This is a genomic window from Pantoea sp. RIT-PI-b, from assembly GCF_001187905.1.
Classification (GTDB): domain Bacteria; phylum Pseudomonadota; class Gammaproteobacteria; order Enterobacterales; family Enterobacteriaceae; genus Pantoea; species Pantoea nemavictus.
On sequence record NZ_LGIS01000020.1, the window covers coordinates 370,336 to 387,321 of the forward strand.

Annotated in this window: 13 protein-coding genes; 5 read left to right on the forward strand and 8 right to left on the reverse strand. The window is 55.0% G+C overall.

Annotation, left to right across the window (positions count from 1 at the left end; genetic code table 11):
• Positions 1-3: 3 nt before the first annotated feature.
• From AC790_RS14385 to AC790_RS14395, 3 genes are read left to right on the forward strand one after another with little or no spacing between them, the layout of a single operon-like run.
• On the forward strand, positions 4-2,622 hold the full coding sequence (locus AC790_RS14385) for a YdbH family protein (protein ID WP_049852218.1): 2,619 nt from the start codon (positions 4-6) through the stop codon (positions 2,620-2,622).
• Positions 2,619-2,807: a YnbE family lipoprotein gene (locus tag AC790_RS14390; RefSeq protein ID WP_007888015.1), complete on the forward strand. Its 189-nt coding sequence runs from the start codon at positions 2,619-2,621 to the stop codon at positions 2,805-2,807. The genes AC790_RS14385 and AC790_RS14390 overlap by 4 nt, the downstream gene beginning before the upstream one ends.
• Before the next feature lie 11 nt (positions 2,808-2,818).
• A complete protein-coding gene (locus AC790_RS14395) occupies positions 2,819-3,139 on the forward strand; it encodes a YdbL family protein (protein WP_007888014.1) in 321 nt (106 codons plus the stop codon).
• A gap of 86 nt (positions 3,140-3,225) precedes the next feature.
• Here AC790_RS14395 and azoR read toward each other — a convergent pair whose 3' ends face one another.
• Positions 3,226-3,825, reverse strand: a complete 600-nt coding sequence (gene azoR, locus AC790_RS14400) for an FMN-dependent NADH-azoreductase (RefSeq protein WP_049852219.1) — start codon at positions 3,823-3,825, stop codon at positions 3,226-3,228.
• A 232-nt stretch (positions 3,826-4,057) separates the two neighbouring features.
• On the opposite strand from azoR, the gene hrpA reads away from it, so the two are divergent.
• Positions 4,058-7,954 (forward strand): ATP-dependent RNA helicase HrpA, encoded by a 3,897-nt coding sequence (gene hrpA, locus AC790_RS14405; protein WP_049852220.1) that lies wholly within the window; start codon positions 4,058-4,060, stop codon positions 7,952-7,954.
• 280 nt (positions 7,955-8,234) lie between these two features.
• Here hrpA and AC790_RS14410 read toward each other — a convergent pair whose 3' ends face one another.
• The 5 genes from AC790_RS14410 to rstA all read right to left on the reverse strand — a co-directional run bounded on the left by AC790_RS14410 (position 8,235) and on the right by rstA (position 13,494).
• Positions 8,235-9,041: a serine protease gene (locus AC790_RS14410; RefSeq protein ID WP_007888006.1), complete on the reverse strand. Its 807-nt coding sequence runs from the start codon at positions 9,039-9,041 to the stop codon at positions 8,235-8,237.
• A 279-nt stretch (positions 9,042-9,320) separates the two neighbouring features.
• The gene (gene asr, locus AC790_RS14415; protein ID WP_049852221.1) at positions 9,321-9,791 is read right to left on the reverse strand and encodes an acid resistance repetitive basic protein Asr; all 471 of its coding nucleotides are present in this window, start codon (positions 9,789-9,791) and stop codon (positions 9,321-9,323) included.
• Positions 9,792-9,961: 170 nt separating this feature from the next.
• Entirely contained in the window at positions 9,962-11,449 is a 1,488-nt protein-coding gene (locus tag AC790_RS14420) for a carboxypeptidase M32 (protein WP_007887996.1), read from the reverse strand.
• A 12-nt stretch (positions 11,450-11,461) separates the two neighbouring features.
• On the reverse strand, positions 11,462-12,772 hold the full coding sequence (rstB, locus tag AC790_RS14425; RefSeq protein ID WP_007887993.1) for a two-component system sensor histidine kinase RstB: 1,311 nt from the start codon (positions 12,770-12,772) through the stop codon (positions 11,462-11,464).
• Positions 12,769-13,494 (reverse strand): two-component system response regulator RstA, encoded by a 726-nt coding sequence (rstA, locus tag AC790_RS14430; RefSeq protein ID WP_007887991.1) that lies wholly within the window; start codon positions 13,492-13,494, stop codon positions 12,769-12,771. Before rstA ends, rstB begins: the two co-directional genes overlap by 4 nt.
• A 176-nt stretch (positions 13,495-13,670) precedes the next feature.
• Between rstA and AC790_RS14435 the strand changes: the two genes are divergently transcribed.
• Positions 13,671-14,084 carry a hypothetical protein gene (locus tag AC790_RS14435; RefSeq protein ID WP_049852222.1) on the forward strand — a complete coding sequence of 138 codons (414 nt, stop codon included), beginning with the start codon at positions 13,671-13,673 and terminating at the stop codon, positions 14,082-14,084.
• Here AC790_RS14435 and AC790_RS14440 read toward each other — a convergent pair.
• Both AC790_RS14440 and ydgH read right to left on the reverse strand, forming a co-directional pair.
• Positions 14,081-15,472: an amino acid permease gene (locus AC790_RS14440; RefSeq protein WP_049852281.1), complete on the reverse strand. Its 1,392-nt coding sequence runs from the start codon at positions 15,470-15,472 to the stop codon at positions 14,081-14,083. The two genes, AC790_RS14435 and AC790_RS14440, sit on opposite strands and share 4 nt — an antisense overlap.
• Positions 15,473-15,684: 212 nt before the next feature.
• Positions 15,685-16,641 (reverse strand): DUF1471 family protein YdgH, encoded by a 957-nt coding sequence (ydgH, locus tag AC790_RS14445; RefSeq protein WP_007887988.1) that lies wholly within the window; start codon positions 16,639-16,641, stop codon positions 15,685-15,687.
• Positions 16,642-16,986: the final 345 nt, after the last annotated feature.

The following is a 16,986-nucleotide window of genomic DNA, read 5'->3' on the forward strand; positions in this document are numbered from 1 at the left end:
ACCATGCCGCGTGGCCTCCGCCGAACACTTGCTGCGCTACTGGCGCTGATACTGCTGCTATTGGGATTGCTGCTGACGCTCACGCAATGGTTGCCGCGTCTGGCCGGTATCTGGCTGCCGGAAAATACCCGCGTTGAACTCAACGGCACGCCGCACTGGCAGCAGGGTGCCCTGCATTTCCCGGCGGTGCGCTATCTGGCCGGTGATTGCGAACTGGCGAACGTCCACGATGCCGCGCTCGGCTGGCAGCAGAAACGTTGGCAGCTTAGCGCCGCTGACGTACAGCTCAACAGTGATTGCCTGCAATCACTGCCGCAAAGCGCCGCAAGCGGTGCACCACGTAGCCTGGCCGACTGGCAGAAGATGCTGCCCGGCGCCGATGTGCATCTGCAAAAAATCACTGTTCTGCCGTGGCAACAATATGCTGGTCGATTCGATCTTACCTTAGATCAAGAGGTTCAGCGGCTGCGTTACCAGGGCGACAATCTCAATCTTGAGGCCCGTTTGCAGGGCCAACAGTTGCACATTAGTCAGCTGCAACTCAGTCATCCTTTACTGCCTAAACCGCTCAATCTGCACGGCGATGTGACTTTGCCAACTTTTGCCAACGGCTTGCCGGTAGCGGGTGAACTCAGCGCAGACCTTAACGTGGCGCAGTGGCCACAGCCGCTGGCGCTGACCCTCAACTGGCAACAGCAGCAGGGTACGTTAACCGTGAATCAGCAGGGAGATGAACTGCCGCTGCTGCAACTGCCGTGGCAGGTCGATGAGCAGGAAATACGCATCACGCAGGGGCAATGGCGCTGGCCACAGGCCGATCAGCCGCTTTCAGGCGGTCTGGCGCTCACGCTGGAAAACTGGCAGCAAGGTCTGGAAAACACCCTGGTCAGCGGACGATTCAATTTGCTGACGCAAGGGCGCGGCGGCAAAGGCAATCTGGTACTGAGCGTTGGGCCGGGCAAACTCAGCATGATCGATAGCGCTTTGCCGTTCCAGCTAACCGGCGAAAGTAAATTCGCCGATCTGCAACTGTTCGGCAGCATGCCGGGCTTGTTGCACGGGGTATTAACCGATCCACAGCTCAGCCTGAAGCAGGGTGCGCTGCTGCGGTTGCGTGGCCGCTTACTTTCAACGCTGGAGGTGGATGAAGCACGCTGGCCGCTGGCGGGTGTGACGCTGGCTTCGCGCGGCATAAACGGTCGCCTGCAGGCGATACTCAAAGCGCACGATCCGAACTTTGGCCGTTTCACCCTGCATCTCGATGGGCGCGCCACGGATTTCTGGCCGGATAGCGGTATCTGGAACTGGCGCTATTGGGGCGAGGGTGCCATCGCGCCACTGGCGGCCAAATGGGATGTAAAGGGCACCGGCAGCTGGCAGGACACCTTGATCAGCCTCGATACGCTGAATACCGGTTTCGATCAGCTGGCCTATGGCATGGTGCAAGTCGCAAAACCGCGTCTGACGCTCTCCGCGCCGGTACGCTGGCAACGTGATCCGCAACAGCCCGCGTTTAACGGCGGCTTCACGCTGAAATCTGGCCAAACCCAATTTAGCTACGGCGGCTGGCTGCCACCTTCAGAACTCAATTTTGAAGCTAAAGGCAGCGATCCCAGCCATTTCCTGTGGCGTGGTCAGCTGACGGCGGAAGATATCGGACCGGTGCGCGTGCATGGCCGCTGGGATGGCGAACGATTGCGCGGCGAAGCCTGGTGGCCGGCGCAGTCGCTGACGGTGTTCCAGCCGCTGCTCAGTAGCGATCTGAAAATGCGCATCCAGTCGGGTGAACTACGCGCGCAGGTGGCGTTCTCGGCCGCCAGCGTTCAGGGTTTTGAGGCCGGTGGTCACTGGACGGTGAAAAACGGCAGCCTGTGGATGCCGGACAGTGAAATCAACGGTATCGATTTCTCGCTGCCGTTCCGCCTGAAAGATCATCAATGGCAACTTGGACGTCGCGGCCCAGTATCACTGCGCATCGCTGAAGTGAAAAACCAGTTCTCGCTGCAAAATATCACCGCTGATTTGCAAGGCCACTATCCGTGGCAGGAGCGCCAGCCGTTAATCCTGAGTAATGTCAATCTTGATTTGCTGGGCGGACACGTCAGCATGCCCGAGCTGCGTATGCCTCAGCATCAGGCCGCGCGCGTCTCGCTGAAAGAGATCAACCTCAGCAAGCTGGTCACCGCGATTAAGCCCAAACAGTTTGCCATGTCCGGTAAAGTTAACGGTGAGCTACCGCTGTGGGTGAATAATCCCCAATGGTTGATTGAAAAGGGTTGGATCGCTAACAGTGGGCCGCTGACGTTCCGCATGGATAAAGATATGGCGGATGCTATCGTCAGCAACAATGTTGCCGCCGGCGCGGCGATGGATTGGCTGCGCTATATGGAGATTTCGCGTTCGTGGGCCACGCTCGATCTGGATAACTTCGGCAACTTGATCATGCAATCGGAAGTGAAAGGCGTCAGCCAGTTCAGTAACCGTCGACAAACCGTCAATCTGAACTATCGACATCAAGAGAATCTGTTCCAGCTGTGGCGCAGCCTGCGCTTTGGCGATAATTTGCAATCCTGGGTGGAGCAAAATGCCACCTTACCCTCGAAAAAGGATCCCCAACCATGAGCCTCAGGGCATTACTGGTGCTGGCAGCCTGGCTGCCATTGAGCGGCTGCGTGCCGCGTATTGAGGTGGCGGCACCGAAAGAGCCCATCACCATCAATATGAACGTGAAAATTGAGCATGAGATTCACATCAAGGTGGATAAAGATGTGGAAGCGCTGCTGAAGAACCAGAGCGGCCTGTTTTAAGGAGAAGCATGATGAAACGCAAGGCAATCGCGCTCGTTGTAGCGCTGCTGTTGGTGCCATCAGCGTGGGCGTTGACGCTCGATGAGGCGCGTCAGCAGGGGCGCGTAGGCGAAACGCTGAGCGGCTATGTCGCAGCGCGCCAGCAGGATGACGTAACGCTCGAACTGGTTAAGCGTATTAATGCCGGCCGAATGGAGCAGTATCAGCGCGTGGCGCAGCAAAATAATCTAACCGCCAGCGAAGTGGCGCGCATCGCCGGTGAGAAACTGGTGAATCGTGCCGGCAGCGGTGAGTATGTGCGCGGTATCAATGGGCAGTGGCTGCGTAAATAGCGCGCATAAAAAAGCCGGGCGCTCAGGCCCGGCAAGAGATGGCATCATACCCTTTATGGCTGGGCATTCATCACGTGCAAAAATGATTACGCGGCAACAATTTGTTTGATGGCGTCTTTGGCGTCGTTAGCCGCTTTGGTGGCCACTTCAGGACCATAAGCGATGCCTTCCGCGAACACGAAGTTCACGTCAGTGATACCGATAAAGCCGAGGAACAGTTTCACGTATGGCGTCAGCAGATCGCTGGCCGTATCTTTATGGATGCCGCCACGGCTGGAGAGGATTACCGCACGCTTGCCGGTCACCAGACCTTCTGGGCCTGCTTCGGTGTAACGGAAGGTCACGCCAGCGCGGGCAATCAGGTCAAAGTAGTTTTTCAGCTGGGTTGGGATGTTGAAGTTGTACATTGGCGCCGCAATAACCACGGTGTCATGGGCTTGCAGTTCAGCAATCAGTTCGTCAGATAACGAGAGCGCTTCCTGCTGACGCGGAGACAGCGGGGCGTCTGAAGGACGCAGCGCGCCAACCAGCTCACCATCCAGGACTGGAATCGGCTGAGCCGCTAAATCACGCACGGTCACTGAGTCACCTTTGGCGCGTGCTTCTTCAGCGTAGAAGTCAGCCAGTTGATTTGACTGAGAGTATCCAGCGAGGATGCTTGATTTCAGAACTAAAACTTTGCTCATGGTATTTTCCTGTGCGTTACGCGGTTGGCTTACCGCTCAATGCTTTACACTGTACGGAGTTAGCCCGCGAGGTAAAAGCGCAATATTTCGAGATCTATGTTCGAAATTATTGAACAAGCTCGCACGTCCCGCTCAGGCAGGCGTTCCAAATTGTGCTATGATGGCGACCATTAATTGCTTGAATCCGCCGGGAAAGTCTCCGGTTTGCTGCAACAATAGGTAACGCATCGCTATGTCATCATCCGCACCTTCCCCTTTAGCCTCCCTTTGGACGCGGCTCGATAATCTGACGCTGCGCGATGGTCAACGCCTGCGCCGACGTTTGCTGGGCGCGGCAAAGGTGAAAAATTCGGTTAAGCAGCAGGAGATTGTGGCTGAACTGGAACCGGAATTTGTCGCGGCCGAACAGCGCCTTGCGCAGCGTAAGGCGGCGACTCCGCGCATTACCTTCCCAGAAAACCTGCCGGTAAGTCAGAAGCAGCAGGACATTGCCGATGCCATCCGTGAGCATCAGGTGGTGATTGTGGCGGGTGAAACCGGATCGGGTAAAACCACCCAGTTGCCAAAAATCTGTCTGGCGCTGGGGCGCGGCGTCAAAGGCCTGATTGGCCACACTCAGCCGCGTCGTCTGGCGGCGCGCACCGTAGCGAACCGCATCGCCGATGAGCTGGAAACCTCGCTCGGTGGCACCATCGGCTACAAGGTGCGCTTTAACGATCAGGTCAGCGAAACCACTCAGGTTAAGCTGATGACTGACGGTATTTTGCTGGCTGAGATCCAGCAGGATCGCCTGTTATTGCAGTACGACACCATCATTATCGATGAAGCGCACGAACGCAGTCTGAACATCGATTTCCTGCTCGGCTATCTGCGCGAACTGCTGCCACGTCGTCCCGATTTAAAGGTGATCATCACCTCGGCGACCATCGATCCGCAGCGTTTCTCGCGTCACTTCCATAATGCGCCGGTGATTGAAGTTTCTGGCCGGACTTATCCGGTGGAAGTCCGTTATCGCCCGATGGTGGAAGACGCCGACGATACCGATCGCGATCAGCTACAGGCGATTTTCGATGCGGTGGATGAGCTTGGGCAGGAGAGCCGCGGCGATATTCTGATCTTTATGAGCGGCGAACGTGAAATTCGCGATACCGCCGATGCGCTGATGAAGCGTGATATTGCACACACCGAGATCCTGCCGCTGTATGCGCGCCTGTCGAATGCCGAGCAAAACCGCGTGTTCCAGTCGCACAGCGGACGCCGCATCGTGCTGGCCACCAACGTAGCGGAAACCTCGCTGACGGTGCCTGGCATCAAGTACGTTATCGATCCCGGCACCGCGCGCATTAGCCGCTACAGCTTCCGCACTAAAGTGCAGCGCTTGCCGATTGAGCCGGTATCTCAAGCCTCCGCTAATCAGCGTAAAGGGCGCTGCGGCCGCGTTTCCGAAGGGATCTGTATTCGTCTCTATTCAGAAGACGATTTCCTTAGCCGCCCGGAATTTACCGATCCGGAAATTCTGCGAACCAATCTCGCATCGGTGATTTTACAGATGACGGCGCTGGGGCTGGGCGACATTGCCGCTTTCCCGTTCGTCGAAGCGCCCGATAAACGCAATATTCAGGATGGCGTGCGCCTGCTGGAAGAGCTGGGCGCCATTACGCTGAGTGAAGATGAAACCTATAAGCTGACACCCTCAGGCCGCCAGCTGGCCCAGCTACCGGTCGATCCGCGTATGGCGCGTATGGTGCTGGAAGCACAAAAGTTTGGCTGCGTGCGGGAAGCGATGATCATCACCGCCGCGCTGTCGATTCAGGATCCGCGCGAGCGTCCGTCGGACAAACAGCAGGCTTCTGATGAAAAACATCGGCGCTTTGCCGATAAAGAGTCCGATTTCCTTGCGTTCGTTAACCTGTGGAATTATCTGCAGGAGCAGCAAAAAACGCTCTCCATCAATCACTTCCGCCGCCAATGTAAAACTGACTTCCTCAACTATTTGCGTGTACGCGAATGGCAGGATATCTATACCCAACTGCGCCAGGTAGTCCGAGAGCAAGGCATGCCGGTCAATAGCGAACCGGCGCCGTACCGCGAAGTACACAGCGCGCTGCTTACCGGCTTGCTGTCACACATTGGGCAGAAGGACAATGAGAAGCAGGAGTTCACCGGCGCTCGCAACGCGCGCTTCTCGATCTTCCCCGGTTCCGGCCTGTTTAAGAAGCCGCCAAAGTGGACCATGGTGGCCGAACTGGTTGAAACCAGCCGCTTGTGGGGGCGCGTTGCCGCGCGTATCGATCCGGAATGGATTGAGCCGCTGGCGCAGCATCTGATCAAGCGCAGCTACAGTGAACCGCACTGGGAAAAAGCGCAGGGCGCGGTGATGGCGACGGAAAAAGTGACGCTTTACGGCCTGGCGATCGTGCAGGCGCGTAAGGTTAATTACAGCCGCATCGACCCACAGCTGAGCCGTGAGCTGTTTATTCGTCATGCGCTGGTGGAAGGTGATTGGCAGACGCGCCACGCGTTTTTCCGTAATAACCTGAAGCTACGCAGCGAAATCGAAGATCTGGAACACAAATCTCGCCGCCGCGATATTCTGGTCGATGACGAAACGCTATTCGCGTTCTACGATCGCCGCATTGGCAGCGACGTGGTGTCGGCGCGCCATTTCGATAGCTGGTGGAAACAGGCCAGCAAAGAGAATCCCGATCTGCTGAGCTTTGATAAGCAAATGCTGATCAAAGATGGCGCCGATAAAGTCAGCCAGCTCGATTACCCTAACTTCTGGCATCAGGGCAACCTGAAACTCAAACTGAGCTATCAGTTTGAACCGGGTGCGCATGCCGATGGCGTGACGGTGCACATTCCGCTGCCGCTGCTCAACCAAATTGAAGAAACCGGTTTTGAGTGGCAGATTCCGGGCGTGCGCCGCGAACTGGTTATCGCGCTAATCAAATCCTTGCCGAAGCCGGTACGCCGTAATCTGGTGCCTGCACCTAATTACGCCGAAGCGTTTCTTGGTCGCGTCACTGCCATGGAACAACCGCTGCTGGATGCACTGGAGCGTGAGTTCCGCCGCATGACCGGCGTCACCATTGACCGGGAAGCCTGGCAGTGGGATCAGGTGCCCGATCATCTGAAAATGACTTTCCGCGTAGTCGATGAGCACAACCGTAAACTGCAGGAAGGCAAAAACCTGCACCAGCTCAAGCTGTTGTTGAAGGGCAAGGTGCAGGAGACGCTGTCAAAAGTGGCGGATGATGGTCTGGAGCAGAGCGGGTTACACATCTGGAGCTTTGGCGATTTGCCACAAAGCTACGAGCAAAAACGCGGCAGCTATCAGGTTAAAGCCTGGCCTGCGCTGGTCGATGAAAAAGACAGCGTGGCGATTCGTCTGTTTGATAGCGAAGCCGAGCAGCAGAAAATGATGTGGCGCGGCCAGCGTCGTCTGCTGCTGCTGAACATCCCGTCGCCGACCAAGTATCTGCACGAGAAGCTGCCAAACAAAGCCAAGCTCGGGTTGTACTTCAATCCGTACGGCAAAGTGCTGGAGCTGATCGATGACTGCATCGCCTGCGGCGTGGATAAGCTGATGGCAGACGCGGGCGGCCCGGCGTGGCAGCAGGAGAACTTCGAACAGCTGCGCGACAAAGTGCGTGCCGATTTGAATGAAACCGTTGTCACTATCGCCAAACAGGTCGAACAGATCCTGACGTGCGTGTTCAATATCAACAAGTTCTTGAAAGGACGCGTGGATATGTCGCTGGCGCTGGCATTAGGCGATATTAAAGCGCAAATGAATGGCCTGGTGTATCGCGGGTTTGTTACCGGCAACGGCTGGTCGCATTTGGGCGATACGCTACGTTATCTGCAGGGTATTGAGCGCCGGCTGGAGAAACTGCCGGTGGATCCGCACAGCGACCGCGCGCGCATGCTGAAAGTGCAGGCGGTTGAGCAGGCATGGCAGACATGGCGTAATAAATTGCCACCGCAGCGGCAGGATGATGCCGAAGTGCTGGCGACTCGCTGGATGCTGGAGGAGCTACGGATTAGCTATTTTGCGCAGCAGTTGGGTACGCCTTATCCGATTTCGGATAAGCGCATTCTGCAGGCGATGGAGCAGCTGAGTTAAGCGATTCGCATTTTAGGAGGTCGCCATGAATGGCGACCCTACGAAAGCGGGCATCAATATCACATTAACGAGAGAAAGGTGGGCAGTGGATTAGAGCCTCCGCCGCAGGGACAAAAACGCCGGTAGCGTTTTTGAACAACGCATAGCGTTGGCCCACGAAGTGGGCGAGCCTCAGGGACGAGGCGAGTAACCGGCGGTCGAGGCTACAGGGATGTATTCACGCCGTCTTTACGCAATGCCCGCCTTTTTCGACTGAGACGCACGTTACAAAGACCGCACATTACTGCGCCAACTCTTCCAGCTTATCCTTAAACGACGGCACCGCAATGGCGCGGTTATCGGCGCGGTAACGATCTGCCGGTGCGGGTGCCGAACTCTGCACCGCAATTAACTGCCACTCATCGCCATTCTTCAACAGCAGCGGCGAACCGCTGTCGCCTGGCAAGGTATCGCACTGGTGCGATAACACCGCACGCTGTGCCCAGCCGGTAACTAAACAATCACTGTGCGAATAGAGCGTATCCAGATGATCGGCCGGATATCCCGCTTGCGTCACTTTGCGCTCGGTGGTTTTCAGTGCAGCCGTCAAATCGCCACGGGAACCTTCAAACAGCGGAATCGGCACAATGCCGGACGGCGGGTTATGCAAAATAACCAGCCCGTAATCGTAAGGTGCAGCACCCGGCGGCACGATCCAGCCTTCGCCGTCAGCCTGCAATCTGCGCGCTAAAGAGGGCTCTACGCGCGCATCAATATCATGAATCTCGTAACGCCAGCCTTTTGCGCTGGCCATAAAACGCAGTGCTACCGGCTTATCAAACTTGCCCGGCGGCGCCAGCAAACAGTGCCCGGCAGTTAACGCCAGGTGGGCAGAAATCAGGGTGGCAGTACAGAGGTTACCGCTTTCGGTCTCTAACTGACCGATGGCATCCCAGGGCGCAGCACTCACGTCGCTAATCGCCTGGCGGTGATCTTTGCCAAAGAACAAGGTTTTGATGTCTTCCGGGCTAGGCCCATCTTCATCATCGGCATGTGCTGCGAGGTTAAAACTGAAAAGACCAACAAGTAACAGGATAGCCAGGCGCATAGTTCTCTCAATGGCGAGAATAAGTAGAAGTTGTTGTCATCACGCTTGAGCGATAACTATAGTCGGTGAGCGGTAAAAAAGGGAGAAATATTGGAGTAATCAGCACGCTACAACGACTAGATAAAAAAGCTGGCTGCAACTATGCCACAGAGGATCATCACAATCAGAATAATTTCGAAGCGATAGCGACGCACCATTTTTCGCTACTCCAGTAAATAAACACCCGGCTTAACCGGGTGTTTTCAATCATTAATGCGGTGTTGGCGCTAAAGGTAAACCTTATTTAGCCGCTTTTTTCACTTTGTGATGCTTTTTAGCAGCCTGAGCTTTCTGTGCAGCTGGCTTAGTTACTTTGTGGTGCTTTTTAGCAGCCTGCGCTTTCTGTGCAGCTGGCTTGGTTGCTTTGTGATGCTTTTTAGCAGCCTGGGCTTTCTGCGCAGCTGGCTTGGTTGCTTTTTTGTGGTGCTTTTTAGCAGCCTGGGCTTTCTGTGCAGCTGGTTTGGTTGCTTTTTTGTGATGCTTTTTAGCGGCCTGAGCTTTCTGTGCAGCTGGCGCTTTCTTCTCTACTTTCTTGTGTTTCTTAGCAGCCTGCGCTTTCTGAGCAGCAGGTTTCTTATGATGTACTGCTTTGTGTTTCGCTGGAGCAGTAGTCGTCGCTGGCGTTGCAGGAGCAGCTGTAGTCTCAGCAGCGAAAGCAACAGAAGACATACCCATAGCAGCGGCGATCACCAGTGCAAATAATTTTTTCATTGCAAAATCCTCGAACTATTTTTTCATGTGTAGCCCACTGCGGGGCCGGTGAAAACACTATATGAAAAACAATTCAGGCTTTCCGTGAGGCATTGGTATCGGCGTGTAACGGATTGTACAAAGCGGCGTAAAGGAAGTGAAAAGGGCGGCCGCATGGGCCGCCGCGCAGTTTACTCAGAGAGATAGCGTTGTTCAAGGTGCTGACGGAAATAGTGCGGATTCAGCGCTTCGCCAGTAGCGTTAATCAACAGCTGCTGGGTGGGGAAACGGCTGCCGTGCTGCCAAATGTTCTGCTGTAACCAATCAAACACTGGCTGCAACTCGCCTTGCTGAATCAGGCTATCTACCTGCGGGATCGCACGTTTCACCGCCTGGAACAGCTGAGCAGCGTACATCGCGCCCAACGTGTAGGTTGGGAAATAGCCAAAGGCACCGTCGGTCCAGTGGATGTCCTGCATGCAGCCATCGCGATAATTACCGCGCGTATCAATGCCCAGTGATTGCTGCATCTTCTCGTCCCACAATGCCGGGATGTCTTCCACCTCAATGTCGCCTTCGATCAAGGCACGCTCGATCTCGTAACGCAAAATCACGTGCGCCGGATAGCTCAACTCATCGGCATCAACGCGAATAAAGCCTGGCTTCACGCGCTGCGTCTGGCGGATAAAGTTTTGCAGCTCGAGCGCTGGTTGATCGCCCATCAGCGCCACAACCTGCGGATGAATGTGCTGCAGAAAGGCTTTGCTGCGTCCGAGCTGCATCTCCATAAACAGACTTTGTGACTCATGGATGGCGGTAGAGCGCGCCTGCGCCACCGGCTGACCGCGCCACTGCTGCGGCAGATTTTGCTCATAGCGCGCGTGCCCGGTTTCATGGATCACGCCCATCATGGCGCTGAGGAAGTCGTTCTCGTTATAACGCGTGGTGATGCGCACATCTTCCGGCACGCCGCCGCAGAATGGGTGCGCACTGACATCAAGTCGACCGTGATTAAAATCGAAGCCCAGCGTCTTCATCACGCTCAGGCCCAGCTGCTTTTGCGATTCAATCGCGAATGGCCCAACGGGTTGTGCAATGGGCGATTGTTGTTGCTTCACTACCGCTTTCTGCAACAGGTCTGGCAACCAACTTTTCAGATCACCAAAGGTTTGATCCAGCTGGGCGCTGGTCATGCCCGGTTCAAACACATCCAGCAGCGCGTCATAGCGCGAAACGCCGAGCGCGTCGGCTCGCAGCTGCGCCTCTTCACGGCTCAGCTTCACCACTTCTTTCAGATTGGCCGAGAAACCTTGCCAGTCGTTAGCCGGACGCTGCTGACGCCATGCATGCTCGCAACGCGAACCGGCCAGCGATTTGGCTTCCACCAGCGATGCAGGCAGCAACGTTGCCTGCTGCCATGCCCGCTGCATCTCGCTCAGGTTAACCTGCTCGACATCATTCAGTGATTCCTGTTGCGCCGCAGCAAACAGCCCGCCGAGACGTTTATCAGTCAGCACTTCGTGCATGAACACGCTAAGCTCGGCCATCGCTTCACCGCGGGCCTGGCTGCCGCCTGGCGGCATGGTGGTTTGCATATCGACACCGGCAATGGCGCCTAAATGGCCAAAGCGGGAAAGACGCTGAAAAGTGCGGCTAAGTTCTTGATAAGCTGAAGTCACGTAAAAAGCTCCTTATGACGGTAAGCGTGGCGCAATGTCCCGCAAGGGTAGATCAACCGGCCAGCAAAAGCGAACGCTGGCACCGCCTAGCGGGCTGCTCTCGATGGAGACATTTCCCTGCATAGCCAGCGCGATAGAGTGCACGATCGCCAGGCCTAAACCGCAACCGCCGGTGGCGCGATCGCGGCTTGGATCCAGACGTACGAAAGGTTCGAAAACCCGGGCTCGTTCCTCCTGCGGAATGCCCGGGCCATCGTCTTCCACCTGCAAACAGCCGATAGCGCCATCAAACCACAAACTGACGCGCAATCGCTGTTGCGCATAGCGCAGCGCGTTGTTCACCAGATTATCCAGCACGCGCTCCATCAGGCGCGTATCGGCGCTGCCGACGTTTTCCAGCTGCGGAATATCCAGCGCGATCTGTGTCTGCGGATTCATGGTCTGCACATCTTCAATATGCACACGCAGCCATTGGGCGAGATCAAAGGTTTGCAGATGAAGATCGACGCGGGGGCGATCGAGGCGCGCATAGGTCAGCAACTCCTCTATCAAACTCTCCAGCTGCCCGACATCGCGGTTCAGCGCGGCGGATTCCGCTGCGGTCAGATTATCGCTCATCTCCAGCCGATAACGCAGGCGCACCAGCGGGGTGCGCAACTCGTGCGCGATGCCATCGATTAACTGTTTCTTGCTGGCCACCAGCGTATTGATGTTCTCCGCCATCTGGTTGAAGGCCACGCCAAGGCTGTGCAGGCTGGAGGTACTTTCAAAATGGGTGCGTACGTCCAGCTCGCCACGGCCAAAACGCTGCGCGGCTTTCTCAAGGCGCTGCATCTCTTGCCAGTGCGGACGCAGCCAGATAAATACCGGCAGCGCCAGCGACATGCCAATAAATGCCAGCAGCGCAATATCCAGAATTCGCATTTGGTGCAGGTAGAAAAGATAGGGAATAGGGCCAACTGAGAGAACGTAATGGCTACGCGGGATGTGCTGCAAAAAAGTGTACTGATCGTCGATCGCCACAATTTCACCGGCGCGCAGGCGTTTCATGTCTGCTTCATCCAGCTGATATTTGCTCATGGGTTCGATATTCAGGTCAAATGACAGATCGAGATCGAGGCTGCGAATGGTTTTACTCCAGTCGCGGGGCGGGATCTCGCGCAGTTCGCTGCGCATTAAAAACAGTGAACTGGCCATCAAATCGTTCATCGACTGACGACCCGCGCGTTCGGCGGTGAATTTGTACACCAGACCGACCAGCAGCGTCATCACCAGAAAACAGACGAACAGCAGCAAATAGAACTGAATAAAGAGCTTTCTCATGCGGAGCGGGTATCCCAGGCCTGTGGTGCGAACAGATAGCCTTTATTACGGATGGTTTTAATGCGGAACGGCTCGGTAGCGCTGTCGTACAGTTTTTTACGCAGGCGAGAAATCGCCACATCAATACTGCGGTCCATGCCATCGTAGGTCACGCCACGCAGCGTTTTCAGCAGCGCATCGCGGTTGAGAATCTGCCCAGCGTGATTGGCCAGTTCCCACAGCAGATCGAAATCGGCGGTTGAGAGCACAATATTCTCTTCAAATAAGATGACCTGGCGATTAAGCGAATCGATGGTCAGCGAACCAAAACGCAGGACGCGCTGCGAACTTTGAATAGCAGGCGTCACTTCAGGCTGGCCGACATGTGCCTGGCGCAGGTGCAACCGCAGGCGCGCCAGTAATACGGCGGGTGGCGTGGTTTTGAGAATGTAATCGTTAGCGCCCATCTCCAGCGACAAAATATGGTTCATGTCGCTATCGAGCGAAGTCAGCAGCACAATTGGGCCTTGCCAGCTGGCGCGCAGATCGCGGCATAAGGTCATGCCATCTTTGCCAGGCAACATGATGTCCAGCATCACTAAATCGGGATCGTGGGTGGCAATGGTGGCTTCGGCGCGGTCACCGCGCGTTTCAACAATCACTTCAATATCGTGGCGGCCAAGGTAAGCGGCGATCAATTCGCCAACTTCTGGCTCATCTTCCACATAGACGATTTTATTCATAATTCACTGAGACGGGTGAGAATGTCAGCAGCATAGCTTTTCCTGGTCCTGAGCTCTACGCTACCGCACGAAATATCCCTGCCTTACTGGTATGTATACCGTGAAATGTGCCATTATTAGCGGCGCGTTGTCGCGCAAGGTTCGGAACCGTAACGAAAAACAGGAGGAGTGCGAGGGTGTCTGATAAAGAGATGGCTTCAGCCGGATACAGTGATCGCATCTGCTTCAATTACAGTGATTTTCTCTCCGCTTCCTGCAAAAAACGCTGGAGTTTTGTCGATGCCATTTACGGCGTGATGCCCATTTTTGGCATGGTGACACGTAAATCAGCGCATAACCTTCCGGCTAGCGACGATCACCTGAAAGAATTAGCATTACAAATCATTTCAACTCAGGTCAGCGATGAGATTAACATCGCGCGTCTGATCACCCTGGCCGAACAACAGCACATCAGTCGCTTCGATATTCAGCTGCCTTATCCGTTGTCAGCTGAGCAGCTTGACGCTATTCATCAGGAATACCACAAGCCGCTCAATCTGACACAGCAGGATGACCTGCTGTGCGTTTCCATTCCGGTCCAGCCGCACTAATTCGTCAACTGCCACAACGCGGGCAGTGATGCAGCAATCAATAACACAATCGCGATGCGTTCCAGCTGTGACAATAGGTTTTCGCCACGACCGCCGCGTCGTGCATACAGAAACAGCAACAAACCTGGCGCATAGAGCACCACCGAAAGCAATAAATGCAGTGGACCGGATGCATACAGCAGCCAAATACCGTAAGCGCTAGCGCCAATGCCGGTGAACATCGCCCAGGGTTTGTTCTGACCGCGTACCACCTTAATCAGATATAAACCGACCAGCAGATAGGGCACTAAAATCATTTCCGAGGCGATGGTCAGCAGCGTGTTGTAATCCGCGCCGGTCACGGCGATCAAAATCAGACACACCTGCACGCTGCCATTGGTGAGCCATAACGATGCAGCAGGTGAGTTGTGACGGTTCTGCCGTGCAATGCTGCGTGGAAATGCACCTTGCTGTGCCGCCAGGAACGGTACTTCAGCGGCCATAATCGTCCAGCTGAGATAAGCGCCACAAACGGAGATGATCAAACCGACTGCAATCACCGCATCGCCCCAATGTCCCAGCAGGTGTTTCATTAAGCCGGCCATGGAAGGGTTGCGCATCTGCGCCAGCTCGGCGCGCGGAATGACGCCCAACGACAGCAACGTCACCAGCAGATAAACCAGCAGCGCCGCCAGCACCGCCATCAGCGTGGCGCGCCCAACATCCTGTTTGTTACGTGCGCGAGCAGAAACCACCACCGCACCTTCGACACCAATAAACACCCACAAGGTGATCAGCATGGTTTGCTTCACCTGCTGCCACAGAGGTTGCCCCAGCTCAACGCCGCGAAAATCAAAGCGGAAGCGATCGTAATTGAACGCCAACAGCGCCAGCACTACAAATAGCAGCAGCGGTACCAGCTTACCTAACGTTGCCAGTAGATTAATGCTGGCCGCAGTTTGGACGCCGCGCAACACCAGGCAATGCACCAGCCACAACAGCACCGATGCACCGAGCATCGCCTGCCAGGTATTACCATCACCAAACACCACGTGTTCGGGTGTATCGGTGAAGAAGCTCAGAGCGGAGAAGACAATCACCAGATAGGAGACGTTAGCAATTACCGCACACAGCCAATATCCCCACGCCGAGCAAAATCCCATCAGCTCACCAAACCCGGCGCGCGCGTAGGTAAAGATGCCGCCATCCAACTCCGGTTTCAGTCGCGTGAGTAATAGCATGGCGAGCGAGAGGAAAATAATCCCCACGCCGGTGATAAGCCAGCCGATCAGCAGCGCGGCTGGACCGGCGACCGCTGCCATATTTTGCGGCAGGCTGAAAACACCCGCGCCGAGCATGGAGCTGAGCACTAACGCAGTGAGCGCGCTAAGACCTAATTTTTTATCCAAAACGCCCATCCTAAGCAGCAGAGTATGCTGGGTGGTGACGATTCCTTTGGTATCTCAGGTGGCGATTTGCCAACTTTAAAACGGAATCACCTAAAAACAAGGCGGCAGATTTTACGGAGTGCGAACAGGGAAGGCAATGCAAGACTATGCAAATCTGCGCACAGATTATGCAATCAATTGAGAAGGGCGGCGAATACCGCCCTGAGGGGAATTTATTTGAACAGATCGGCCGTAACGGTCAGATTGCCGCCACTCTGGTTCTGCCATTGGCGCGTAATGTGGTAGTACTTGGCACCTTTCGCCACTGCACGCTTGCCAACCGCTTCGGAGATTTCGGTTGGTGTACCGAAGTGATCGGAGAAGGTGATGGTGTCGAACGGTTGCATTTGAGCAGCGGTAATCGCATTCACTTCCTGCACGCTGCGGCCGTCCGCAGTTTTCACGGTGTAACGTTCGCCAGTGGAGCTTTGTGTTTCGAAGAAACGCCCCACATTGCGGCTTGGCGTCTCAGAGGAGGCCACTCCCGGGATGGCTACTTTCGTCGCTGCGGTGCCACCGGCGGCCAGCGCTGCTTTACCGGCTTCTGAATCAGCAGGGATGGAGTCTGAGGTGTTTTGCACCTTACGCTCTGGCGCATCGGCTTTATACACATAAGCGGTAACGTACTGGTTGCCGCCATTGTTGGCATCAACCTGACGCACAATAAAGAACGAGGCCGCGCCCTTATTTTTCGCCGCTTTACCAATTGCCTCGTTGACATCCGGCTGGCTAGAGAAGAATCCATTGACCGATACGGTATCGTAAGGCTCAAGGCGATAGGCTTCTGCTTTCGGCAGCTCTTTCACGCCTGAGAAGCTGCGATATTTGGTTGAGTCATCCGCTTTCGGGGCATTGGCTTTATACAGATCAGCCGTTACGCGCCAGTTACCGCCATTGCCGTTACTGTCATTGATACCTTGCACATAGAAAGAGTCAGCGCCTTTGGCATCGGCTTGTTTAGAGATGGCATCAGTCGCATCGCCAATGGCATTGAAACGGCCGCTGATATTAATACGTTCGAATGGTTTCAACGCGGCCGCTTGCTCTGGCGTTAACTCTTTAGCAGCAAAAGCATTTGCTGCCAGCAGTGATAACAAGGTTGACGCCAGAATGGTGTTCTTCAGCTTCATAAAATGATCCTTCGCCTTACGCAAAATGAGTACGAAAACGTGCTGGACTCTTGATGTATAACAGATTAGCCGCTGATTATTGCATGTAATAATCGGCCTGTCTCAGCCAATTTAAGCGCATAGGATTGACAATAATTGCGGATTATTCTCCGGGCTGTCATTGGCTTGTGCTAAGGCTTTTTTTTGCACAGTTAACCACTTAATCTGGTAACACTTAGTGCCATAATAGTTAACGCATTGTTAATTAAAGGTTTTTAAAAACACTTAATTCGACATGACACGATTTTGCGCAGCAGAATATTTTTTAATACGCCCTAAATGCAGTGGCAATACATAGCATTCAAT

Coding starts and splice junctions, on each gene's coding strand:
- azoR (WP_049852219.1), bottom strand. CDS start 3,825: ATGAGCAAAGTTTTAGTTCTGAAATCAAGCATCCTCGCTGGATACTCT.
- asr (WP_049852221.1), bottom strand. CDS start 9,791: ATGAAAAAATTATTTGCACTGGTGATCGCCGCTGCTATGGGTATGTCT.
- AC790_RS14410 (WP_007888006.1), bottom strand. CDS start 9,041: ATGCGCCTGGCTATCCTGTTACTTGTTGGTCTTTTCAGTTTTAACCTC.
- rstA (WP_007887991.1), bottom strand. CDS start 13,494: ATGAATAAAATCGTCTATGTGGAAGATGAGCCAGAAGTTGGCGAATTG.
- rstB (WP_007887993.1), bottom strand. CDS start 12,772: ATGAGAAAGCTCTTTATTCAGTTCTATTTGCTGCTGTTCGTCTGTTTT.
- AC790_RS14390 (WP_007888015.1), top strand. CDS start 2,619: ATGAGCCTCAGGGCATTACTGGTGCTGGCAGCCTGGCTGCCATTGAGC.
- AC790_RS14395 (WP_007888014.1), top strand. CDS start 2,819: ATGAAACGCAAGGCAATCGCGCTCGTTGTAGCGCTGCTGTTGGTGCCA.
- AC790_RS14385 (WP_049852218.1), top strand. CDS start 4: ATGCCGCGTGGCCTCCGCCGAACACTTGCTGCGCTACTGGCGCTGATA.
- ydgH (WP_007887988.1), bottom strand. CDS start 16,641: ATGAAGCTGAAGAACACCATTCTGGCGTCAACCTTGTTATCACTGCTG.
- hrpA (WP_049852220.1), top strand. CDS start 4,058: ATGTCATCATCCGCACCTTCCCCTTTAGCCTCCCTTTGGACGCGGCTC.